The following is a 21,970-nucleotide window of genomic DNA, read 5'->3' as shown; positions in this document are numbered from 1 at the left end:
TTAGCAATGCGTAAAATCCTTCTATTCTTATTTCTAAACTGCACAACTCTCATTGTATGTTTTGCGCAAACAGATGAGTTCCAGTACTTCTATCACCCGCAGTACTTTAACAATGGCACGGTAACCGACAATAAGATCAGCAAAATAACTGTTACAAGTTTTTGGACTAGACCAAAGGGTACAATCTATCAAGATCAACAAACAGTTTATACATATAACAGATCAGGAGAACCTATCTGCTCAGAGTCCTATTATTTCAAACCTCATGAACCAGAGATTATAACTCAACAAACTATCGACTGCAATGAATATGAAGACGGATTGCAGATTAGACACTTAAGATATCATAACAATAAAGATTCTGCCGAATGGATTGAAGAATTCGATTACAAATTTGATGATCGAGGAAATATCATCCAGACAACTACTAATGATCTGAGCTATCCACACAATTCAAGCGAGACATTTAAGGAATATGATGACCTAAACAGATTAATCAAATCATGGACTAGTTACGACTACTTAACCGAGTATTCATACGACCAGAATGGTAATCTAACAGAAAGAATTTGGGGACCAAAGGATGGTCGAAGAAACAGGAATATTTACAAGTATGATGATGCAGGTAACATGATCGAATATGAATTTAAGGGTACGGCCTTTGACAACTTTGACATAGTGCGAACTACGAATGAATATGACGCACTGGGAAGAATAATAGAAACGGAGAACGAGAGCATGGATGGGGTTAGATCAAAGAGTAAGTTCTTCTATTCGGATGACTCAACTATTAAATCAGAGCACTATGATGAGGACATGAAACTACAAAGCGTAACTATCAAATCTTATGAAGATGGACTTATTCAATCCGTAATAACGAAACGAGATGGCACTGTACATTCGAAAGAGATTTATGAATACGTTTTTTATAAAAACTAGTGCCAACATATGCTATGAATGAATGGGGTTTCATCGGTCACGAAATTTTGGTGGGGATTGGAAAGTCCGCCACAAGTTTTAAATTTAAATCAAGGTGTGGCTATGTGCGAGACGAGAGGTTAGTGCTTTCTAATCCCCACTCATCATAGCTGGTCGTTGTGGTGTGTAGGAAGATAACATTAGAAATGATAATAAGACAAGAAACTGAAAATGACCATAACGAAGTCTTTAGCGTAATTGAAAGTGCCTTTAATGATGCTGAGTTCGCAGATCACGACGAACAGTTTTTAGTCCAACGATTAAGAAAATCGGACGCTTTTATTCCTGAACTATCAATCGTAGCTGAAATTGATGGAAAAATAGTTGGACATATTCTATTAACTAAAATCAAAATCAAGAACAAGTCCAATGAATTCGATTCATTGGCATTGGCACCTATCTCTGTCCTGCCTGAATTTCAAGGAAAAGGAATTGGTGGAAAACTAATACTTGAATCACACAATAAAGCAAAAGAATTAGGGTTTGAATCAATCGTTCTTTTAGGTCACGAGAAATACTATCCAAGATTCGGATATGAACAAGCGGATAAATACGGAATAGGATTGCCATTTGAAGTTCCGAAAGAGAATTGTATGGTAATTGAATTAGTTGAAAACGGACTGCAAGGAGTAAATGGAATGGTTGAATATCCTAAAGAGTTTAACGTATAAAAATACGATACCACTAAATCGTGTTCCATAAACAGTAAAAAGTTCATTTTCTAGCAATCCCCCTTAGTTTGACCTTGGCTGGGATAATTCGTATTTTAAGTAAAAGGCTAGAGGCCAGAAGAAATAGATACGCACATTAAATCAATAGGAATATGCTAGAACATGGATATGAAACGCTTTCTCAAGCTACAAATGCCCTTACCCAACATGGGTATTCAGCGGGCTTTAAGGCTGTTGAAAATAAAATGGTGAATACTACTTCTAAAAAGGAATACCTTCCGGAGGAGTTAAAAATCATCCATACCTATCGTTTTGAAGGCATGTCAAACCCACAGGATGATGCTGTGGTTTTTGCCCTGGAAGCAAATGATGGTGCAAAGGGTACTCTTATCATGTCACACAGTTCAAAACACAGTCAAAATGTAGATCTAATCAAAAAAATTCCTGAGCAGAAAAAGGACTGACCACAGAGATCAACTTTGGAGAAACCAGATAAACAAAATGACCGATTTGCATCGGTCATTTTTTGTCAATTAATTCAAGGCTTCAATTTACCTTGATCCCAATTACACCTTCGCTAAGGACTTTAATTCATCAAACAGCTTGGTATAAATGGTATGAATGAAGTCTGTGACGTTTTTAACATCTAGATCCACTTTCCAGTCAAACGGTGCTCCGGTTATGGTCCCTTTGACTTCCGCATCGAACAAGTCTCCGGATTCCACCGCTTTCAGTCCGGCTGAAAATGTGAAGGAAGTAATGTCAATCATCTTCTCCGCTTGCTCAGCGAGATAGGCCGAAACCGCCTCGACTCCTTCTGCGCCGAGCTTTGCAGCTGCTAAGGCTGCCTGTGCTGTTTTCACTGCTATCGCCAAAGGTCCATTTTGTACTGCTTCCAAGGCTTTTTTCGCAGCTTCCAGAGCAACATACGCTGCTGTACTACCGATATTCGTAATAGCCGAGTTCGCCGCATCAATGGCCTGCTGACCAGCCACTTGAACTCCGGAAAGAGTTTTTTGTGCTGCTTGCCAGGCAGTATACTCGGTTCCGGTCTGTACTGCTTTTAATGCTGCTTTTGCTGTTTGTAAGGCTCCATAGTCCACACCAGTCTGTGCCGCAGAAAGAGCTGATTTTGCAGCTTGCAAAGCAGTATAGTTAACACCCGTTTGGGCAGCTGAAAGTGCAGCTTTGGCAGATTGGAAGGCGGCATAATCTCCACCCTTTTCTATTCCTTCTAATACAAGTTTAGCCGCTTTCAATGCTGCATAAGCCACGCCATATGCCGCTAGTGTAGTACCATAGTGATAATGGTCTTTTTTAAGGTCATGACATTTTTTTAGTAAACTATCCACCTTTTTTTCTGCGGCACCAAATGAATCATCATATGCTTTTTGAGCTGCGTTTAACTTGCTCTGTGCATCTTGCACTCCTTTATTAAATGTATCCTGGGCCTGATTTAGTTTATCCTGTGCTGCTGCCACTCCATTGTCGAATTTTTGCTGGGCAGCAGTGACCGCACCCTCTGCATTTGAAAACGCCTTGTCATAAGCTCCTTTTGCCGTGTTCACGGAATTTTGAGCATCACTTATTTTTCCCGCCCATTCAGACTTCGTGGCAGTTAATGCATCCTGAAGCTTTTTCAGTTCGGCATCAGCGGTGTTTTGCGCATCGGTTAGTTTTGAGTTTGCCGCATCAAAAGCCGCCTCATATTCTTTCTGTGCCTGATCAACTTGCTGCTGGGCTTTGGTGATATCCTCTTCTCCCTTATCCAGTGTGTTTTTGATTTGCTCCTCTACCGTGGTCTCCAGATACTCGATTATATCCTGTTCCATTGAGCCGGATAGCTCAAAATCCAATGAAGAAGGATCGCTTATTTTACCGGAACTGGCTGCATGAATATCGAATTCAAGAGCTTCCGCAAAATGCAGGGAAAACTGAAAAGTCAATCCATGATTTGAGATAGATAGGTACAATCCTTCGGATGAATTTAGGAAGGAAAAGCAACCATCAATGAGAACTTCCTGATTCGAGGTAGTCAGTTCAAGATCCACTTGAGCATCTTTTCCATTTTCCCCGCTGATTTTCAAGGGTCCCAACGTCATACCCTCGATTTTTCCAGAACCTTTAATTCCGGAATCCGAAATCGAAGTGTACATGGCTATTTCCTCCCCTGCGATCACCATATCTGCCGCAAAGCTAAATCCCTGTTGATATACGATGGTTCCGATGGTACCTCCTGCCGGAGCGATGTAGATTTCCAGTTTCTTGAGATCGAAAAAGTCTGGAACCTCAGGAATGTTTAAACCAAAGATCTGGGAAGCAAAATTTATCAGATCTGCGGGCTTTAAGTTATCAAGCTCTCCAGACAGAATCTCATCCATGGGATCTTCCGAAATCGCTACAGCCATGTTTACCGTAGTTCCTGCTATTTCCAAGCCTCCGGCCAAACCAAAGCCTGACGGAATGCCGGTACTTACGAATTGCTCATAAATGATATCTAACTGTAGGGCCACATGAGGTCCGATTTTCAGTCCATTTACTCCGAATGGATTTTTCCAGTAGTTATCCATTTGCACCGCACCTTTAGCTTCTAGTTCATCCACGGTGAGGGACATGGCAAAATGAAGTGGGGTATTTTGATTCGGAATATCCACGTCTAAGCCAAACTCCAAAACCAGCGCGGGCTCAGGAGTGATATTGATTTGAATTTTCAGAGGATCTGTCGTGACCGATTTACCCAAATGCAATCTTGTATCCGGAAGTGCAATGCTTATGTCTGTAGGCGTACCAAAATGAGCGCTAAGCTCCAATCCTATTTGCTTCTCTCGTGTCAGTTCGGATAGTGCAGGAATTTCTTCTAAAATGGCCATTAGCTGAAGGCCCTGCTGCACATCAAAATCAAAGCCTTCATTCTGAGTCTTACATGCAGCAGAAGCATAGACGAAGCCTATTTTTGAAAAGCTGAGCTCATTCACAAAGGTACCTTTAGCTGCTGGAATAATCTGTGCAAAATTAAATGAGGAAGCATCGATCAGCGCATAAAGCACAGTGGTCGTGGTGGTGTCTTTTTCAAAGTAAACTCCACAATCAAGGGTGAGTCCTTCAATGACAGCTTCGCCTTTGATCATGAATTTTGCAGGTTTCTGCAGAGATTTCTTGTACAGCTGAAAGTCCAAGTTCGTCTTCTTCAAATCAACTGGTCCGAACTTCAGATCTCCCAATTCCCCATCAAAAACTACCCCACCACTACTAATCTGGGCATTGCTTTGAAAAGTATAGGAATGCGCCGTGATGGTACTTGAAACCACCAGACCTTTTTCAATAGATTTGCCATCTATGGTACAGGCCGCAGTGGCCAGGGAAATGGATGTGTCTTTGAACTGTACATCGAAATCAGGTAAGGCTAGACCTGCAGGCGATATTTCATTGAATATGTTAGTGATATCAGTAAGGCTGAATGAGGTAGCACTTGCTTTGATTCCTATGCCTGTGGCATTGATAACTCCCGAAAAATCAAATTCATTGGTTCCCGAAGTAAACTTGGAGTTCAATGAAAAAGAAGAAGCTGAAGCTAAAGCCCCTTTGATCACAATATTCTCTAAAATCAGATTAGGGATACCGAATGGACTTGTGATGGAGGCTGCGGTAGCAGTTAATTGGAGGGCATTGCTCTCAGCAAAGATTTGAAGTTGCAATGTGCTCTGATCAGAATCTGTGAGGCCATCTACATCAAAAGTTCCTGAAATCTCAGGGGTTATGCTCCATGCCGAAGCATTCTGACTGATGCTCAATTGGAGATTCACCTGGGTTAAAGTTACTCCTGAAAATATTTCTTTGAAGGATGAGTCTGTAGCCATAAAAATCACAGACTGGGGTTTGAGTTTAGTACTCAGGTCTTTGTTCACAGTTTTCAGCGTGGCTGTCACTGCCACTGAATCACCCAAGGAAAGGTAATTTTGAAAAACTTTTAATGGGCCATCCATTTTAAGGTTGCCTGAAAATGTGATCGTCCCCTTGTCTAAGGAAAGCACCACACCGTCAAAAACAAATTCACCCACATCCGGACAGTTAAACTGATCAAACAAATCCGTTAGCTTGAAATTATTCAAGGGATTTGAAGAAGTAGCATTCATAAGATTTGCCATAATCGTAAGAGATAAAAATTAAGTTGAAAACAATATTTATGGCAAAGCTCAAAAGGGATAGCAGAAATGAAAGGACATCCTGAAGGGAGACTCTCCGCTTCGGTTAACTTTAAAAAGATGTCATTTATCCGGCCAAAACAATTCTGGTTATTTGCCAGCCAATTTTTAAAAAATGGGAATTTAAGTACACTGATTTTAACAGATTTCGAAAACCAAAAAATCGTCTAAACCTCTTTCAATGAGATAAAAATGAATTTGGAAATTAAAAAAATGCTGAACACATACATTTGATACAAAAATGCCCTAACTAATTAAAAATTAGATAGTTATAAGCTATTCATTTATTCTTAGAATATCAATAAATGACTGACTTTTAGGATATTATTTAATTATGAAGATCAGGGGTTCAGTACTATTCGAAACACAAGATTAATTCCAAACTGAGAAAGGTTTCCATTCTATCTGCCTTTTTCCTTACTTTCGCCGGATGGGTAAGCTGCTACCTTCATTTTTTACGATAAACTTCTTTCTGCTTTGTCTGAGCTCCTTTATGTTTTTTAGCTCATTCAATATGATAATTCCTGAACTCCCGGCCTACCTAACTTCTCTGGGTGGTGAGGATTATAAAGGATTAATCATTGCTCTTTTCACACTTTCTGCAGGACTTTCCAGACCCTTTAGCGGAAAGCTAGCGGATAAGGTTGGAAGAATTCCTGTCATGATGTTTGGAGCATCTGTTTGTTTTGTAGTTGGGCTGCTTTACCCACTACTGAGCTTTGTGGGTGGATTTCTTTTCCTTCGGTTTGTTCATGGTTTTTCGGCAGGCTTCACTCCTACGGGAGCTTCTGCGTATGTTGCAGATATCGTCCCATTCCAAAAGCGTGGTGAGGCTATGGGAATCCAATCTCTTTTTGGTTCTTTGGGAATGGCAGCCGGGCCTGCTATTGGAGGATGGGTGGCCACTTTCTGGCCTGTAGAAACCTTGTTTTATCTATCTGCTTTTACGGCTATTGGATCCATAATTATCCTCTGGAGATTAAAAGAAACCCTCGAAGACAGAGAGCCCTTGAAGTTCAGTCTTTTCAAATTAAAGCGGGATGAGATCATAGAAAAAAGGGTTTTGACCCCTTCCGTGATTTTACTGTTTTCGGTTTTTTCCTTCGGTGTGGTCCTGACCATTGTTCCAGACTTTTCAGCACATCTGGGAATTGAAAATAAGGGATTATTTTTCGCTGTATTCACCCTTTCTTCATTGGGAATCCGGCTGATTGCTGGCAAGACTTCAGATCGATACGGTCGGGTACCTGTGATGCGGGTGGCTAGTGTTACCATGATTTTAGCCATGGTCCTGATGGCATTTGCTGAGACCAAGACCGCCCTTCTTTTTTCAGGAGTTCTATTTGGCTCTGCCGTAGGAATGTACAGTCCTACCACTGCGGCCTGGGTAGTGGACCGATCTCTTGACAAGTTTCGTGGAAGAGCTTTGGCCACCATGTACATAGCCCTGGAGGCTGGAATAGGGATTGGCGCCGTAGTTTCCGGTTATCTCTTTGCAAACGAGGCAGAGAATTTCCCGCTTGTATTCCTAACCAGTGCCGGAACAGCATTTATCGCATTTGTGGCTTTGCTTTTTGTAAAAAAGGATAAAGCCTAGTAACCCATATAATTGCTCACTCTGGGAATAGCCATAATCTTCTTTTGGCGGCCATTGTAATAAACTACCTTTTCACCATCAAAGAGGGCCCCTTCCTCCAGCATTATTCTTACGTCTTTGTTCCATTCTTCCACAAAGACCACGGCATTTAATTCAATGGCATAACCCGTATTCGCATGAAGCGGAAAATCCCCTGCCCCAGGAGTATCTCCTTGATTATCCCACATGCCAATGGTTGGGCCGGCAGAATGTCCGTAAAAACCTAAAGGATGAGTGTAAATACTTCCCCGGATTCCTTCGGCTTCCATCATTCTTCTGGTTTCACGAAGAATTTCATTTCCAGTTCTTCCTTCCACAAAGTTTTGCGTCAGCAAATCCTGAACCCTGTTCCCAGCTTTAAATGCCTCCTGTAAGTATTCAGGAACATCCGTCTCCCCTGCTTTAAGGACATAAGCCAACTGTTGCGTATCAGTGTTCAATCGCAAATAGGTAATTCCAAAATCAATATGCAGGAGATCTCCAGGCATAATAGTCATCTCTGAAGGTCGTGAATCAAAGCTCCTTTGGGCTTCTTTTGAAGAAGGATCTGGACGCTGAATGTCCACTGTGGGATGAAACCAGGTGACCAGCTTCATTTCTTTAATCTTTTCTCTGTACCACCAGACCACATCCTCCGTGGTAGTAACCCCAGGAGTGATCACTCGTTCTGATAGACCCTCCGAGATAATGTAATGAGCAAGTTCCTGAATGTGCTTGTATGTTGCCATCTCACTTGCGGTCCTGGTTTCCAACCATCTCACGGCAAGAGTCTGAGCCGATACTACTCTATTTTGTAATTCAGTAGGCAAATTTTCCATGAAGGCTTTATGCTCCGAATAGGTAATCCCATCTGCATGGCCATAATCTTCTCCGAAGTTCAATCCAATCTTTTGTGGGTCTTTGGAAGAAATAAGTTGCATCAAAGCTTCCCATTGATCGGGTTGGGCTTCTGGATCCCATGCCCGTTTGAATGCCTTACCCACATCGTATCTGGCTACAGCATAAGTTTCCACTGCAGCATTTGGACTTGGTTGATACATGACCAAAATTGTTCTTCTTCTTGCAGCCTTCCAGGTGGCTGGGAGTAGCGTTCGAATGACCGGGTCTTCATTGTATTCACGGGAAATCACCACCCACATATCTACCCCAGTTTCTGTCATCAGGCTTGGAAGCAGGTTTTGGATTCTGTCGTCAAGCCAGCGATCGATGGTCTCTGCTTGTTCCCTTTGGGACAAAACGGCTAAATCCTGAGACTTGGCCTCAGACAACAGAATCAAAATGAAAATGACTGAAAGTAACTTTTTGAGCATAAGAAAAGAATTAAAGCCCTGAAGTTAGGCTTTTTCACTCTTCCTCAAAATCAATTTATTTTAGGCTTTGCGCAGCTGTGGAAATTTCTTCTCCTGCTATCAATTTATTACTTAGCCTCTTGAAACGGACAAATAACAAAACTGCGGTGACACTAAGGCCGATCAGCAAGCCATACCAAATCCCAACTTCATTTAGGCCTAAGGGGAATGCCAAAATGTAAGCCAAGGGAAGAGCGAAAACCCAATAGGCCAGCAATGTGACTATAGTTGGAACGCGAACATCTTCCATCCCCCGTAACACTCCCAACCCAACTACCTGAGCACCATCTGAAAGCTGGAAAAGCCCAGCAATAACCAATAGAGTACCAGCAAGTGAAATCACCTCAGCATCATCGATATACAGCGAAGGAAGGAAGAAGCGGCCTAAAACGAAGATAATTGCCGACATAGACATAAAAACCAGAACCATTTTAAACACCATCATCCCAGCTTCCTGCATAGTTTTCATGTCACCTCTCCCAATCTGATTACCTACTCTGATCATACCTGCCGTCGATAATCCTGAAGCCATCATATAGCTAATGGCTGCTAAATTCAAAGCAATTTGATGCGCCGCAAGAGCATTCACCCCAATCCAACCCATCATAATAGCTGCAGCACTGAAGGCGCTAACCTCAAAAATATATTGGAAACCAGTGGGCAAGCCGATATTCATAATCCTTCCAAAAAGTAGTCTGGAAAAGCTTTTGAGCTTTAAGCTCAAATCAAATAACTCATACCTCTTAGAATTAAGTACATACCACCCCATCATGATCGGCATCAGGATTCTGGAAATTAGCGTGGCATATCCCGCTCCCATCAAGCCTAGTTCTGGGAATCCTAGTTTCCCGAAAATTAGGATCCAATTGAGGATTATGTTGATCACATTGCAGAATATGGTGATGAACATAGCTTGTCTCGTTTGAGCCAAACCTTCGGCAAATTGCTTGAAGGTCTGAAAAATCATAAAGGGAAAAAGTGAAGCAGTGATCACCCACAAATAAGGTATCGCCTGATCCACCACTTGATCAGGTTGATCCAGGAAATAAAGAATTTCACCGAACCCAATAAGGAGTATAGTGAGGGCGACACTAGTCGCAATATTCAACCAGAGTCCATGTTGGAATAGCTTACTGATTCTCTTCTTTGCCCCTCTTCCGTCAGCTTTGGAAACCAAAGGAGTAATCCCCATACTTACTCCCATCCCAAACATCAACACGACAAAAAAGATACTATTGGCAAGGGAGGAAGCAGCCAAAGGTACCGCTCCCAGTTGTCCCACCATCATAGAATCAGCTACCCCTACCAGGACCTGCCCCAGTTGGCTAAGCATAACAGGATAAGCCAAATTGAAGGTGATTCTGAAGTGTTCCTTGGTAGTCATTTGTTCATATTCCTAGGAGCCTGCCTACTTTAAGCAGACCGGCAATACTTATGGCATCAGTAATTTCTCCAGAAATCACCATTTCAATAGCCTCAGCTAGCGGCAGTTTTTTAATGGCCAATTTTTCAGTCTCCTCGAATTCAGTTTCACCCTCTTCCAGATCTTTAGCAAGATACACCCAACCCACCTCATCTGTAGCGGAATTTGAGGTATGAATCTTAAGAATTTCCGTCCAGCTTCTTGCGGTTAAACCTGTCTCTTCTTTCAATTCTCTCTGTGCACTTTCAAGGCAATCCTTCCCTTCGGGGCCTCCACCCATTGGAATCTCCCAACTATACCCATCCAGAGTGTATCTGAACTGACCGATAAGCCAGGTATTGAGATCTTCATCAATAGGTATTATCCCCAGGGCATAATTCTTAAAATGCACCTTACCATAAATTCCCCGCTTTCCTGCTGGGTTAACGACTTGATGCTCTTCCACCCTTATCCATGGGTTTTCATACTCCGTCTTTTTGGATAAAGTTTTCCAGGGGTTTTCTGACATTTTCTCAAAAAAAAAGGGTGACTTTCGCCACCCTGTATTGTTAAAATTCTTGATTACATCGGGATAGGCAATACCTTCGAATCTTTGAAAGTAGACAAAATTACCATGGATTGCATGGAGTCCACTTCTTTGATTTCTGAGACTTGCTCCAGCATCAATTTTTGGTAGGCTGTGATATCCTTAGCAATAATCTTAAGGATGAAATCACCTGAACCTGTGATATGATGGCACTCAATTACTTCAGGAATGGAATTAATTTCCTTCATGAAAGCATCGATGTTTGCCTTATTGTGACCAATCAAACTTACCAACACAAAAGTACTTACACCTAAACCAATTTTCTCTGGATCAAGCTTCGCATGGTAGCTCTTGATGATTCCAGACTGCTCTAGTTTCTTTACTCTTTCCAAAGTAGGAGCAGGTGAAAGCCCGATATCCTTGGAAAGTTGTGCATTGGTTATTTTGGCATTTGCCTGAAGAATTTCAAGAATTGCCCGGTCAATTTTATCAAATTTTATTCTTACACTATTATCCATCTCTACGTCAATTACAAAATATTATCTTGTACAAATTTAATATAATTCCATTTTATTTTAAAACCATTCATCCGAATAAAAATAAGAAATACAAAACTTTCTTATGGATTCAGGTCATTTTAGCGAAGAAATAAATGAAACTTTCCTTACCACAGGGAAAATATCAAATTTTCTCTTGTAACAGAAGTATTGAACGTAAAATCCTGACTTAAAGTTTATTCTTTCGGAAATATTCCCTTGCCTCCTTGTGGGCAGGATGCTTGCGCTTGGCATATTTCCTTACTCTTTTAAAGTAGGCCTTGGCCTCCTTTTTATTTCCGGCCTCTGCCTCCATCTCTCCTAAATGCAGAAGGGAAAATAAATAGTAACCACTTTCTTGCGATTCAGACTCTTCTCCATAGGAAACTGTCTTGAGGTAATATTCTTTTGCTCCTTCCTCATCACCAACTCTGTCATAATATTGTGCAATGTAAAAAGCAGCGTATCTGCCACTATTCGACTCATATCCCTCCTGCCCTTTTTCTATCCTTTCCAAGATCTCAAAGGATTCCTGAACAGATTCATTCCATCTTCCCACCGTGTATAAATGCCTTGCATAAGATCGGTGGAAATAAGGATTATCAGGAAATTTTTCGTGAAGATAAGTTGTAATCCTTAAGGCTTCATATGGCTTTTTCTCTTGCGAAGCATACAAGCGAAAAAGAAAGTACATTGCTTCTATTCTTGTATAAAAAGCATTTGATGCTACTTCCTCAAGTTGCTTCAAACCAAGATCTTTATCTCCTTTTGGGAAAAGTGCCATCACTGGCCTTAGCAAGGGGTAGTTGTCTGGAATCCAGACCGAGAAATAATTAAACAAGGCATCTCCTAGAAGGAGTTCGGGATTAAATTCAGCCTCTCCCCTGCTCAGATCCATATATTTTAGAGCGTTCTTTCCTGCGAAAGCCGCTCTAGTCCAGCTTTTTCTTTCACTGAAAAGTCTTCCCTGAAAGCCGTAACCTGCAGCTAAAAAGAAAGCTGCCTCCTTGTTGGTTTCATCAGCTTCAAACATTCTTTCTGCCTTTTCAGTGGCTCGCTCCAAATATGACAGGAAAATGTCATCATATTTTTCATTGGTCACATCTACCTCAATCCTCCACCAATAACCCAAAGCCATCAAAAAATCCGGAAGTGGATGATTAGGATATTGATAACCAATCACCGCAAAATCTCTCTCTGCTTCCGTAAAGTCGAAATTGTACATCTGATTAATTGATTCTGTAATCCGAAATTGTAGACCTTTATCCAAAAGCAAATAATTATTGGGGTTTGCAGGGTCCACAAATATGGAGTCCATCCCTTGTGCTTTTAGCTGGTTTACAGTACAAATCAGAATAAATACGAACAGCAATATCCTTTTCAAAACTTTCTCAAATATTTCTAGCGGCACAAAATTATACTATTGTCAAACATTCTTTAGCTTTATCTCACACTTGAGTAATAAATGGCCTTACCACTTTCTCCTGAAGCACAACGTCTCAAAGAAATAATAGATTTCGATAAACGAGTTTATTTTGTTCTTCTTGTCTTAATTTTTCTAGTCATACGCTATTTCACCGATGTTTTGGTGGTAGAGGCCATACCAGAATCGGACCGGGTGAGTGCCGAAGGAGGTCTGACCTTCTTTTATATTTTCAATGCTCTCAATTATCTCTGGACTCCATTCGCCCTGCTTTGGAAATTCACGGTTATCTCATTTTTATTTTGGTTTGGGGCCTTTATGCTGGGCTACAAAGTTTCCTACAGAGAACTCTGGCAATTCGCCCTGGTTGCTGAGGTTGTTTTTATTTTTCCTGAACTCATCAGGCTTTTGGTTTATTTAGAGCCAAACACTGGGGTTACCTACAAGGAAATTGAGGAATACAGAGCACTGTCAGTTCTTTCGCTGATTGGTGCAGAAAATGTAGAGCCACAGTATAGATATGCGCTTGCCACCATCAATGTCTTCGAAGTCATTTACGGGGTTCTTTGGGTTTATGGATTCCACATGATTAGCAGAAGATCCCTTTCCGCATCAGCTATAGTGGTCCTTGTTTCTTATTTTTTACCATTGGCTATTTGGCTGGTTTGGTACGTTCTGGCATACCGCTAGCTCGAGTATTTTTTGCTTCACGAGAACAGCGTTTTGAGCAATACTTCACCTTATCCCAGTCCCTTTCCCATTTCTTTCTCCAGCTAAAAGGACGCCCGCAATGAAGACAATCTTTGCTTGGTAAATCTGATTTTTTCATGCCCATCTATTTGGGAATGTATGCTTTTTCAAAATCCTTGAAGCCTCTTTTCTTACTTCAGGATCTTTTTGATTCTTCCAGATAGTTTCCCTTGCCTTCTTTCCTGCTGCCTCCAAATCCACAATAGGAAAAGGGTAATCCATGCCTAATTTGAAATTCAAAAAACCTTCTTCTATCGGGGTGATTTTCCAGGGTTCATGAAGGTATTTTTTCGGAAGAGAAGAGAGTTCAGGAACCCATTTTTTTATGAACTGACCTTCAGGGTCATGATCTTGGGATTGCTTCACTGGATTGTATATCCGTACCGTATTGATTCCTGTGACTCCAGCCTGCATCTGAAGCTGAGGATAATGAATTCCCGGCTCAAAATCCAAAAACATGCGAGCCAGATGATCTGCACCGCTTTTCCAACTTTGGCCCAAATGATGGGTTAAAAAGGAAACAAGCATAGCTCTCATCCGAAAATTCAGATATCCAGTCTCATTGAGGCATCGCATACAGGCATCCACCAAAGGGTATCCTGTCTGTCCGATTTTCCATTTTTCAATAAACTCTTCATTTTCAGCTCCTTCAAATTGAAGAAATCCTCGGTTTATGGATTCAAACTCCATTCTTGATTCCATCTCGAACTTTTGTATAAAATGGCAATGCCATCTAAGCCTCGACTGGAAATTGACCAGATTTCGAGATTTTTTCTCTTCAGATTTGGTCAGTTTTTCTGAGGCCTGATAGACCTGACGAATGGATAAGTTACCCCAAGCCAGATATGGAGAAATCCTCCCGCATGATATCCGACTTTGCTCAGGTTTGCTGATGTATCGATTGTACGTAGAAATTCTCCCATCTAGAAAAGACCTCAAATACCTATTCGCCATCTTCTCCCCACCTTTTTGCATAGCTGGGTGTTCTTGTTCCCAAATCTTGACCTCGTCTCCCAATGGGAATATTTCACTAATAGCTTCAACTTCTTTGGCCCAAGCAGCCGTGGACAAGGAAATTTCTTCAATGGACTGCTTTGCATAGGCAAACCATTCTTTTCTCCATCCTTCTCGGTTTTTCCTTCCTCTCCTTACGCCTTGCTGGGCGAATTCAAACCAGGGAATATTATTTTCAGCCAAGAACTTCTTCACCCAAATATCCCTCTGAAAGGTAAAATCTATTCCAGTTTCCTGATGAGAATAAACCGCCTGAACGTCATAAGAGCTAAAAAGGTCTTTGAATAACTGAGGTATATCAGCTTTGTAAACATGAATCTTACCACCGTATTCTTCGAGTCGTGAATTAAGATCCTGAAGACTCTGCCAAATAAATCTGAAGTGCCTAAGATGCATTTGCGGAGCCGAAATCAATCCTGGTTCAAAAGCATATATCATCAATACCGGAAACCCGGAATCAATCGCAGTTTTTAAGGGAGGGTGATCATTAAGCCTTAAATCTCTTTTGAGCCATACCAAGCATATTTTTTCCACAGCTTTAAAACTTTAGCCCTAGCTCAAAGTTTTTAAAATGTGAAAAAAGAAAAGACACTTTCCGTCGAAGAGATAGACCGAGTTATAGAAATGGCCTGGGAGGACAGAACTCCTTTTGATGCTATTGAGTCTCAGTTTGGTCTACCGGAAAAAGAGGTAATCAAACTGATGCGTAAAAATATGAAGGAAAGCTCCTTCAAGATGTGGAGAAAAAGGGTTCAGGGCCGGAGTACGAAGCATAGGTCGAAATCCAACCCTGAAACCGATAGGTTCAAATCCGACATGCAAAGGAGCATCTCGGGAAATAAAATCAGCAAACGCTGATTCTTCCTATCTTATCTTAGGCCAGATCATAAGGCCAAGAGATGATCCCTCCTCTGAGGTTTGATACATCTTCGAAACCCAGGTCACCCATGATCTGACAGGCACTTGCACTTCTATTTCCGCTTCTGCAGTATATTAAGTACTTTTTATCTTTTGGAAGATTTTGAACTTGCCCTTTAAAATTACCCATGATGTTGATATTTCTTGCGCCAGGAATTTTTCCTGAGGAAACCTCGGCTGGCATTCTCACATCAATCACGACAGCATTTGAGCTAGTCATCTCATTTAGGAAATCTTCTGAATTGATATCCTTGTATTTTTTCTCTGTTCTTTGGAAAATATTAAACATGGTTTTATTCTTTTTTTTCCAAAGATAGAAGCCAATAGCTAGAAAAAATGTAACCTAAATCACTTAACCACAGGGACTTTCTTACGGTCTAAAAGGATAGCAATAAGTGAAAAGAGAAGTAGTATCCAAGGTGTGCCATGAAGTAGCAGATCAAACCAATCCATTGCCTGCATTCCTTTGGCACCACCCATTACCCATTTGATTTTCCCAAAAAGATGTGGTTCTGGTTTGAATGGAGCCAAGCCTAAGGTCAAACTGATCACTAAAAAGAAGGACCAGCTTTTTTTAAGCCAAGTTATGAAGCCTTTTTTCTTGTCCATGGATAAGTAATTTGTTTCCAGAAGGTATCTGGATATTCTTCATCATTTTCAAACCCCAGTGGCTCATCACGCCCAGAATTTGGAATATAAGCGGTACCAAAAAGATAATCCCAGAGACTTAGGGTTATCCCAAAATTAACCCCATAGCTTCCCTTAGGAAGGGTTTTGGCATGATGCCAAGTGTGCATCACAGGGTTATTGAGTACATATTTGAAAGGCCCATAAGTCAGATTAATATTCGCATGATTCAAGTGGCCAATCAGGATGGTGAAAATATTCAGAAGCAAGAAGTCATCGAGACCAAAACCAATCATGGCTAAGGGAATGTATTGAATAGACTTATACACGATGGTCTCCATCCAGTGATATCTAAGATGTGCTGCGAAGCCCATTTCCTTTACAGAGTGATGCAGTTTATGAAACTCCCAAAGCCATGGCACATAGTGCAACATTCTATGAACATTCCACTGAATAAAGTCGGCTGCGATGAACATCAGTAAGAACTGAAGAATCACCGGCCAGGAGCTTACCTCAATCGCCACAAGATTAGTCACCCCAAACAGGCCCAGAAAATCATTAAAGCCTTCTACCGCGACATTTGAAATCGCATTATATCCGACTAAGGAAAAAAGGAAGAAATTGAAGAACATGTAGAAGGCATCTTGCCAAAAATCTTTTCGGAATGCCCCTCTGTTTTTTCTCCAGGGGAAAAGCAGCTCAAGGGCATACACAAAAAGTGACAGCCCTATTAACCAATAGAAATAATTACCCCAGGAAGGATGAAGGATTTCATTTTTGAGATAATCCCAATACCCATAATATCCATCCAGGAAAGTTTGGAAATATTTCATTTTAGAAATTTAAAACCTCTTTGAATAGTATAAATAAGCCCATCACCACCACAAACCAACCAAATGCACGCTTTAACGCCTGATCCTGGATCCTCTTAGAGAGGGCACTACCTATAAATATTCCTACAATTGATAATCCTGAGAAGATTAACAGCAATTGCCAATCAATGGTTTGATTGCCTAAGTCCCCTAAAAACCCGATCAAAGATTTCACTGAAATGATAAGCAGGGATGTTCCTACAGCCATCTTCATAGGAAGCTTGGCTAATAACACCAAAGCTGGAATGATTAAGAATCCACCTCCTGCACCTACAATCCCAGTCAATACTCCTACCAACATTCCTTCCAAAGCAATCATTGGGTAATTGTACTTAATCTCTTCACTTTCTGAGGCCTCTTTTACTTTTGGCTTTTTGATCATGGAATAAGCTGCCGCTAACATAATTAATGCAAAGAATATCATGATCGCTGCGTCTTTTGATACATCAACCGACCCCAGTGAAAATAGAGGATCTGGTAAAGCAGGCACCAAATAAAGTCGAGTAAGAAACACTGCAATGAATGAAGGAATAGCAAAGACTACAGCAGTCCTGTAATTCACCAATTTCTTCTTCATAAAGGTAAAAGAACCAACAAGAGAAGTACTTCCTACCACAAACAAGGAATAGGCTGTAGCTAAAACAGGTTGGATACCCAAAATATAGACAAACACCGGTACGGTGAGAATGGAGCCGCCTCCACCAATTAATCCCAAACTGATTCCGATTAGTACGGCTGCCAAAAATCCAAGTATTGTTATTAAATCCATTTATTTCTCATTTTGATGTCACAAAAGTATCTCTAACACCTCAAGTTTGGGGTGACTTTTGTCACTCCCGGTTTGTTAAAACTAGGAATTAAAATCGCCAGTGGATTCCCGAAGAAATCTTTTTATAAATCTTTGAAATACTCTTAACTTAAGGCAAATCGGAAAAGATTATACCCCCATAGAACATGAATATTATCGTACCGATAGATTTTTCAAAGGACGCTGAAAAGGCTCTTGAATATGCTATCTACCTTGCCCAGAAGAAAAAGGCCACCGTGGAGATGATACACATTATCGATTTGGTTTATGATTTTGCCAGCCAGGCGGCGATTGCTTTAGATAGTATGTACTCTGATGCTGACAAAATCCTCACTGGACTAAAAGAAAAATATGCCTCTTCTGGAGTCCCCATTTCATTTACCATCAAAGAAGGCTCTCCCTCCATTAATATTTCCAAATACGCGGAAGAAACAGATAAGAATTTAATCGTAATGGGGACTAAAGGGGCTGGAGGCGCTGCGAAAATTATTTTTGGATCCACTACAGTAAATCTTATTAAAGAATCGAAAATCCCAGTTTTGGTGATTCCAAAGGCAGCTAATCTGAGCCAGATTTATGGTCTGACTCTGGCTTTGGATTTTTCCGATCATGAAAAGCAATTCCTGGCTTGGGTGGTAGAAATCTGTAAATCCTGGGAATTTAAGCTCTCCTTCCTTCATATCCTTTCTAATCCTACTTTCAAGGAAGAATTGGCCTGTATGGGCTTGAAAAGCTATGTTGGAAAAAACTTTCCTGGGGAAGATTTTAATTTTCTTACCGAAAAAGCCGAATCAGCTACCGATGGATTGAATAAGTACTTGGAGCAACATCCAGAAACAATTCTAGTGGTATGTCACGAGCATAAGAATTTTTGGAATCAGCTTACGAAAAAAAGCCAATCCCTAGAATTGGCCTATGCTTGTAATACTCCGATATTAGTCTTGATCTAACTAGTGGCTAATGAGTTCCTCGAAATCGTCTCGAATATAAATTACGTTCCTGCCTAGTTCAATCCACTTTTTCTTTTCCAGCTGCTTAAGAAGCCTGGAAATTACCTCCCTGGAAGTCCCCAGCTCAGTAGCGATCTCTAAATGAGTAGTCGCAAGTTCATTTGAACCTGCTTGCTTCATTCTGGTCAAGATGTATTGCATCAAACGCTGATCCATCCTTTTAAAGGCTACTGCATCCAGGGCAATCAGCATTTCATTGAAGCGGTTTTGGTAAGTGGAAGAAACAAAATCTTTCCATTGCTTGAACCTCGAGGTCCATTCTTCATGAATGTGAATAGGGATACCAATCATGAGTGTTTTTTCTTCTGCCACTGCCTTGATTTCACTTGGCTTTGAAGCTGAGCAGCAGGTGAGTGACAACGCACAAGTCTCTCCGGGGTCCAGATAATAGAGAAAAAGCTCTTTACCATCCTCGTCTACTCTTAGAATTTTTATATATCCTTCTAATACGATTGGTACCATTTTCACATATTGACCTGGTTCCATTAGAATATGACCCTGCTCTAGGCTCATAATTTTTCCTTCTTTAAGAATCTCCTCAAGCAATGCTGGATCTGTAAATCCTGGTAAATATTTCTTAAGCTCTTCTATGCTCATTTCTTTATCAATTCAAGATGCAAAAGTCTAATTATGGGAAACTGTTTTGTATCAAAAGTTACAATTCCGTGAAAATATAGCTTCATTACCTTTTAGACCAAAGTTTTAACGCTTGTACAAAGCTTTTTTTTCACAATCCTGTTTCGACTAGCTTTGTTTAGATTAACTTCAACCGATCCTGATATATGCTGCGTGGCCTTTTTCTACTTTGCCTTTTGGCTTTTTCCATCCAGACTGTCGCTCAAAGAATCAAAATATTAGATTCAGAGACCGAGCTACCCGTATCAGGGGTTTTGGTGTTCGGTGCAAATCCTCAAAATAGCGAGATATCAGATGCAAACGGGGAGGTAGACTTTCCACGTTTTGCTGATGAGGAGATTATTTATTTCCAGTTTTTCGGATACCAAAGTCAATCTTTCGAGCCCTCGGAAATAGTCGAAGCTGATTTTCAGGTTTTGCTGTCGCAAAGCCTAATAGCAATGGATATGGCTGTCGTCTCCGCAAATCGCTGGCGACAAAATGATCATGACATTGCCACAAAAACCCGTGTGATTTCCAGCGATAACCTTACACTCAGAAATCCTTCAAATGCAGCGGATTGGTTGGGAAGCTCAGGAGAAGTCTTTATCCAAAAAAGTCAGCAAGGAGGAGGAAGTCCGATGATCCGTGGATTCTCTGCAAATCGCCTGCTGTATGCCGTAGACGGAGTTCGGATGAACACGGCCATTTTCAGAAGTGGTAATCTTCAAAATGTTATCTCTCTGGATCCTTTTGCCCTGGCAAACACCGAAGTTCTCTTTGGACCAGGATCAGTGATGTATGGAAGCGATGCAATTGGAGGGGTAATGTCTTTTCAAACATTAAATCCAGATTTCAGCGAGACTGAAAAAGCTGATTGGTCAGGAAATCTAAACACAAGGGTCGCCTCCGCCAATGATGAGCGAGTGATACATGGAGATATTGCTTTAGGACTGAAAAAATGGGCTTTTCTTTCAAGCCTTTCCTATGTGGATTATGGTGATTTGCGAATGGGAACCAATGGTCCTGATGAATATCTCAGACCTAGCTTTGCGGCCAGAGTAAATGGTCAGGATGTAATCGTCCAAAATGAAGATCCGGAAATCCAAAGATTCAGCGGTTACGAACAACTGAATCTCATGCAGAAAATACGCTTTGAGGCTAATTCCAAATTAAACTTCGACTATGGGTTCCATTACAGCAACACAGGTAACATTCCCAGATATGACCGACTCATAGAAGGTGATGAGGATAATATAAGATCAGCAAGATGGGATTATGGCCCCCAAACCTGGATTATGAATACCCTGGGAGTCAATTTCCAAAACAAGTCCAAGCTTTTTGACCAGGCCAAAGTCCGATTTGCCCATCAGTTTTTTGAAGAAAGTCGAATTACTCGAAGATTTGGGAGAGTAATTGAAACCAATAGAATTGAAAAAATTAACGCCCTATCCCTAAATGCCGACTTCATAAAAAGTCTTCAGGGAGAAGATTTCTTAAGCTATGGGACTGAAGTGGTGCATAACGATGTGAACTCGGAAGCATTCCAAACAAACATAGACACTGAAGACCTTGAGGATGCTTCCAGAAGATATCCGGATTCTAATTGGCTTTCCGCTGCCATTTATGGAACCTATCATAGGCAGTTTTCTAAAAAAGTGAAACTACAGGCAGGCCTACGATATAATTACAATCGTATTGAAGCAGATTTTACAGAGAACCTCCCCTTCTTTCCTCTCCCGTTTGAAAATACATCATCTGATTTTGCTGCCCTGACAGGAAGTTTAGGGATAATCTTTGCAGCGAGCGAAGCCATTAGCTTTTCCCCTGTTTTTTCTACCGGATTTAGAGCGCCCAATGTTGACGATATCGGTAAAATCTTTGACTCTGAACCCGGGGCAGTTTTGGTTCCAAACCCTGACCTGAAACCAGAATATGCTTACAACTGGGAGCTAAATATCAATGGGCGGGTGAATCAGAGATTTCGATTTGAATTGACTGGTTTTTACACCATTTTGGATCAGGCCCTCGTGAGAAGAAACTTCACACTAGATGGAGAATCTGAAATAATCTATGACGGTGAGTTGAGCCAGGTTTTGGCAATACAAAATGCCGCCTCCACTACAGTTTATGGAATCCAGGCAGGAGTAGAATATTCCATTTTGCCTGGATTGCTTTTTACCTCCAGGTATAACTGGCAAAAAGGAACTGAAGAGTTGGATGATGAAAGCACAAGTCCCTCAAGACATGCTGCTCCTGCTTTTGGGTTAACCAGAATTACCTATCGCAAAGGAAAATTCAAGGCTGAAATAAGCTCTCAATATGCCGCTCAGTTTGATTTTGAGGATATGCCCATTGAGGAGATTTCCAAACCTCAACTTTATGCAAAAGATGAAAACGGAAACCCCTTCAGCCCAAACTGGATTATTTTCTCTGCTAATTCCACACTCAATCTTAGTGAAGTCATTCAGATTTCAGCCTCAATTGAAAACATAGCAAATCAACGGTACCGGACTTACAGTTCAGGAATTACGGCCCCAGGACGCAATTTTATTCTTGGAATCAATGCGCGTTTCTAAATTCGATCTCCTTATTTTAAATTAATCTTCAAC

The 21,970-nt window shown here is 41.0% G+C and carries 21 protein-coding genes; 8 read left to right on the top strand and 13 right to left on the bottom strand.

Translation table 11 applies throughout. The features are described 5' to 3' along the window. The first annotated feature begins 6 nt into the window (after positions 1-6). The 3 genes from QVH07_RS04560 (at position 7) to QVH07_RS04550 (ending at position 2,113) form a co-directional block, all read left to right on the top strand. Complete coding sequence (locus tag QVH07_RS04560) at positions 7-939, top strand: RHS repeat domain-containing protein (protein ID WP_289998965.1); 933 nt, start codon at positions 7-9, stop codon at positions 937-939. Between the two features lie 185 nt (positions 940-1,124). Further along, positions 1,125-1,649 carry a GNAT family N-acetyltransferase gene (locus QVH07_RS04555; RefSeq protein WP_289998964.1) on the top strand — a complete coding sequence of 175 codons (525 nt, stop codon included), beginning with the start codon at positions 1,125-1,127 and terminating at the stop codon, positions 1,647-1,649. A 152-nt stretch (positions 1,650-1,801) separates the two neighbouring features. Next, the gene (locus tag QVH07_RS04550) at positions 1,802-2,113 is read left to right on the top strand and encodes a phosphoribosylpyrophosphate synthetase (RefSeq protein ID WP_289998963.1); all 312 of its coding nucleotides are present in this window, start codon (positions 1,802-1,804) and stop codon (positions 2,111-2,113) included. Positions 2,114-2,215: 102 nt separating this feature from the next. Here QVH07_RS04550 and QVH07_RS04545 read toward each other — a convergent pair whose 3' ends face one another. Further along, entirely contained in the window at positions 2,216-5,794 is a 3,579-nt protein-coding gene (locus tag QVH07_RS04545) for a hypothetical protein (RefSeq protein ID WP_289998962.1), read from the bottom strand. A gap of 487 nt (positions 5,795-6,281) precedes the next feature. Between QVH07_RS04545 and QVH07_RS04540 the strand changes: the two genes are divergently transcribed. Then, positions 6,282-7,448: an MFS transporter gene (locus QVH07_RS04540; protein WP_289998961.1), complete on the top strand. Its 1,167-nt coding sequence runs from the start codon at positions 6,282-6,284 to the stop codon at positions 7,446-7,448. Here the strand turns inward: QVH07_RS04540 and QVH07_RS04535 are convergent. The 5 genes from QVH07_RS04535 to QVH07_RS04515 form a co-directional block, all read right to left on the bottom strand. Beyond that, a complete protein-coding gene (locus tag QVH07_RS04535; RefSeq protein WP_289998960.1) occupies positions 7,445-8,797 on the bottom strand; it encodes a M24 family metallopeptidase in 1,353 nt (450 codons plus the stop codon). The two genes, QVH07_RS04540 and QVH07_RS04535, sit on opposite strands and share 4 nt — an antisense overlap. Before the next feature lie 55 nt (positions 8,798-8,852). Continuing rightward, positions 8,853-10,220, bottom strand: a complete 1,368-nt coding sequence (locus QVH07_RS04530; protein WP_289998959.1) for an MATE family efflux transporter — start codon at positions 10,218-10,220, stop codon at positions 8,853-8,855. A 4-nt stretch (positions 10,221-10,224) separates the two neighbouring features. Continuing rightward, the gene (locus QVH07_RS04525; RefSeq protein WP_289998958.1) at positions 10,225-10,767 is read right to left on the bottom strand and encodes an NUDIX domain-containing protein; all 543 of its coding nucleotides are present in this window, start codon (positions 10,765-10,767) and stop codon (positions 10,225-10,227) included. A gap of 53 nt (positions 10,768-10,820) precedes the next feature. Then, positions 10,821-11,303, bottom strand: a complete 483-nt coding sequence (locus QVH07_RS04520) for an Lrp/AsnC family transcriptional regulator (protein ID WP_289998957.1) — start codon at positions 11,301-11,303, stop codon at positions 10,821-10,823. Positions 11,304-11,511: 208 nt separating this feature from the next. Further along, on the bottom strand, positions 11,512-12,639 hold the full coding sequence (locus tag QVH07_RS04515) for a tetratricopeptide repeat protein (RefSeq protein WP_289998956.1): 1,128 nt from the start codon (positions 12,637-12,639) through the stop codon (positions 11,512-11,514). Between the two features lie 147 nt (positions 12,640-12,786). On the opposite strand from QVH07_RS04515, the gene QVH07_RS04510 reads away from it, so the two are divergent. Further along, positions 12,787-13,434: a sulfate ABC transporter permease gene (locus QVH07_RS04510; RefSeq protein ID WP_289998955.1), complete on the top strand. Its 648-nt coding sequence runs from the start codon at positions 12,787-12,789 to the stop codon at positions 13,432-13,434. Here the strand turns inward: QVH07_RS04510 and QVH07_RS04505 are convergent. Continuing rightward, positions 13,397-13,573, bottom strand: a complete 177-nt coding sequence (locus QVH07_RS04505; protein ID WP_289998954.1) for a DUF2256 domain-containing protein — start codon at positions 13,571-13,573, stop codon at positions 13,397-13,399. The two genes, QVH07_RS04510 and QVH07_RS04505, sit on opposite strands and share 38 nt — an antisense overlap. Then, positions 13,570-15,042, bottom strand: a complete 1,473-nt coding sequence (locus QVH07_RS04500) for an FAD-binding domain-containing protein (protein WP_289998953.1) — start codon at positions 15,040-15,042, stop codon at positions 13,570-13,572. Before QVH07_RS04500 ends, QVH07_RS04505 begins: the two co-directional genes overlap by 4 nt. Positions 15,043-15,081: 39 nt before the next feature. On the opposite strand from QVH07_RS04500, the gene QVH07_RS04495 reads away from it, so the two are divergent. Next, positions 15,082-15,366 (top strand): TIGR03643 family protein, encoded by a 285-nt coding sequence (locus tag QVH07_RS04495; RefSeq protein WP_289998952.1) that lies wholly within the window; start codon positions 15,082-15,084, stop codon positions 15,364-15,366. Between the two features lie 16 nt (positions 15,367-15,382). Here QVH07_RS04495 and QVH07_RS04490 read toward each other — a convergent pair whose 3' ends face one another. The 4 genes from QVH07_RS04490 to QVH07_RS04475 are packed head-to-tail and all read right to left on the bottom strand — an operon-like array spanning position 15,383 to position 17,694. Further along, positions 15,383-15,715 (bottom strand): rhodanese-like domain-containing protein, encoded by a 333-nt coding sequence (locus QVH07_RS04490; protein ID WP_289998951.1) that lies wholly within the window; start codon positions 15,713-15,715, stop codon positions 15,383-15,385. Positions 15,716-15,774: 59 nt separating this feature from the next. Then, positions 15,775-16,035, bottom strand: a complete 261-nt coding sequence (locus QVH07_RS04485; protein ID WP_289998950.1) for a hypothetical protein — start codon at positions 16,033-16,035, stop codon at positions 15,775-15,777. Further along, entirely contained in the window at positions 16,011-16,886 is an 876-nt protein-coding gene (locus QVH07_RS04480; RefSeq protein WP_289998949.1) for a sterol desaturase family protein, read from the bottom strand. The genes QVH07_RS04485 and QVH07_RS04480 overlap by 25 nt, the downstream gene beginning before the upstream one ends. Before the next feature lies 1 nt (position 16,887). Continuing rightward, positions 16,888-17,694 (bottom strand): sulfite exporter TauE/SafE family protein, encoded by an 807-nt coding sequence (locus QVH07_RS04475; protein WP_289998948.1) that lies wholly within the window; start codon positions 17,692-17,694, stop codon positions 16,888-16,890. 185 nt (positions 17,695-17,879) lie between these two features. Between QVH07_RS04475 and QVH07_RS04470 the strand changes: the two genes are divergently transcribed. Then, a complete protein-coding gene (locus QVH07_RS04470) occupies positions 17,880-18,683 on the top strand; it encodes a universal stress protein (RefSeq protein WP_289998947.1) in 804 nt (267 codons plus the stop codon). On the opposite strand, the gene QVH07_RS04465 is transcribed toward QVH07_RS04470, so the two are convergent. Then, complete coding sequence (locus tag QVH07_RS04465) at positions 18,684-19,340, bottom strand: Crp/Fnr family transcriptional regulator (protein ID WP_289998946.1); 657 nt, start codon at positions 19,338-19,340, stop codon at positions 18,684-18,686. 185 nt (positions 19,341-19,525) lie between these two features. Here QVH07_RS04465 and QVH07_RS04460 point away from each other — a divergent pair, with 185 nt between their 5' ends. Next, positions 19,526-21,937, top strand: a complete 2,412-nt coding sequence (locus QVH07_RS04460) for a TonB-dependent receptor plug domain-containing protein (RefSeq protein WP_289998945.1) — start codon at positions 19,526-19,528, stop codon at positions 21,935-21,937. Positions 21,938-21,970: the final 33 nt, after the last annotated feature.

Origin of the sequence: Algoriphagus sediminis, from assembly GCF_030403435.1 — a bacterium.
GTDB lineage: Bacteria > Bacteroidota > Bacteroidia > Cytophagales > Cyclobacteriaceae > Algoriphagus > Algoriphagus sediminis.
Note: the sequence above shows the minus strand (reverse complement) of the source record. Positions and strands in the feature narration are given on the sequence as shown.

What these genes read in the sequence shown, in the direction of transcription:
- QVH07_RS04560 (WP_289998965.1), top strand. Translation starts at nt 7, where the DNA reads ATGCGTAAAATCCTTCTATTCTTATTTCTAAACTGCACAACTCTCATT.
- QVH07_RS04555 (WP_289998964.1), top strand. Translation starts at nt 1,125, where the DNA reads ATGATAATAAGACAAGAAACTGAAAATGACCATAACGAAGTCTTTAGC.
- QVH07_RS04550 (WP_289998963.1), top strand. Translation starts at nt 1,802, where the DNA reads ATGCTAGAACATGGATATGAAACGCTTTCTCAAGCTACAAATGCCCTT.
- QVH07_RS04545 (WP_289998962.1), bottom strand. Translation starts at nt 5,794, where the DNA reads ATGGCAAATCTTATGAATGCTACTTCTTCAAATCCCTTGAATAATTTC.
- QVH07_RS04540 (WP_289998961.1), top strand. Translation starts at nt 6,282, where the DNA reads ATGGGTAAGCTGCTACCTTCATTTTTTACGATAAACTTCTTTCTGCTT.
- QVH07_RS04535 (WP_289998960.1), bottom strand. Translation starts at nt 8,797, where the DNA reads ATGCTCAAAAAGTTACTTTCAGTCATTTTCATTTTGATTCTGTTGTCT.
- QVH07_RS04530 (WP_289998959.1), bottom strand. Translation starts at nt 10,220, where the DNA reads ATGACTACCAAGGAACACTTCAGAATCACCTTCAATTTGGCTTATCCT.
- QVH07_RS04525 (WP_289998958.1), bottom strand. Translation starts at nt 10,767, where the DNA reads ATGTCAGAAAACCCCTGGAAAACTTTATCCAAAAAGACGGAGTATGAA.
- QVH07_RS04520 (WP_289998957.1), bottom strand. Translation starts at nt 11,303, where the DNA reads ATGGATAATAGTGTAAGAATAAAATTTGATAAAATTGACCGGGCAATT.
- QVH07_RS04515 (WP_289998956.1), bottom strand. Translation starts at nt 12,639, where the DNA reads ATGGACTCCATATTTGTGGACCCTGCAAACCCCAATAATTATTTGCTT.
- QVH07_RS04510 (WP_289998955.1), top strand. Translation starts at nt 12,787, where the DNA reads ATGGCCTTACCACTTTCTCCTGAAGCACAACGTCTCAAAGAAATAATA.
- QVH07_RS04505 (WP_289998954.1), bottom strand. Translation starts at nt 13,573, where the DNA reads ATGAAAAAATCAGATTTACCAAGCAAAGATTGTCTTCATTGCGGGCGT.
- QVH07_RS04490 (WP_289998951.1), bottom strand. Translation starts at nt 15,715, where the DNA reads ATGTTTAATATTTTCCAAAGAACAGAGAAAAAATACAAGGATATCAAT.
- QVH07_RS04485 (WP_289998950.1), bottom strand. Translation starts at nt 16,035, where the DNA reads ATGGACAAGAAAAAAGGCTTCATAACTTGGCTTAAAAAAAGCTGGTCC.
- QVH07_RS04480 (WP_289998949.1), bottom strand. Translation starts at nt 16,886, where the DNA reads ATGAAATATTTCCAAACTTTCCTGGATGGATATTATGGGTATTGGGAT.
- QVH07_RS04475 (WP_289998948.1), bottom strand. Translation starts at nt 17,694, where the DNA reads ATGGATTTAATAACAATACTTGGATTTTTGGCAGCCGTACTAATCGGA.
- QVH07_RS04470 (WP_289998947.1), top strand. Translation starts at nt 17,880, where the DNA reads ATGAATATTATCGTACCGATAGATTTTTCAAAGGACGCTGAAAAGGCT.
- QVH07_RS04465 (WP_289998946.1), bottom strand. Translation starts at nt 19,340, where the DNA reads ATGAGCATAGAAGAGCTTAAGAAATATTTACCAGGATTTACAGATCCA.
- QVH07_RS04460 (WP_289998945.1), top strand. Translation starts at nt 19,526, where the DNA reads ATGCTGCGTGGCCTTTTTCTACTTTGCCTTTTGGCTTTTTCCATCCAG.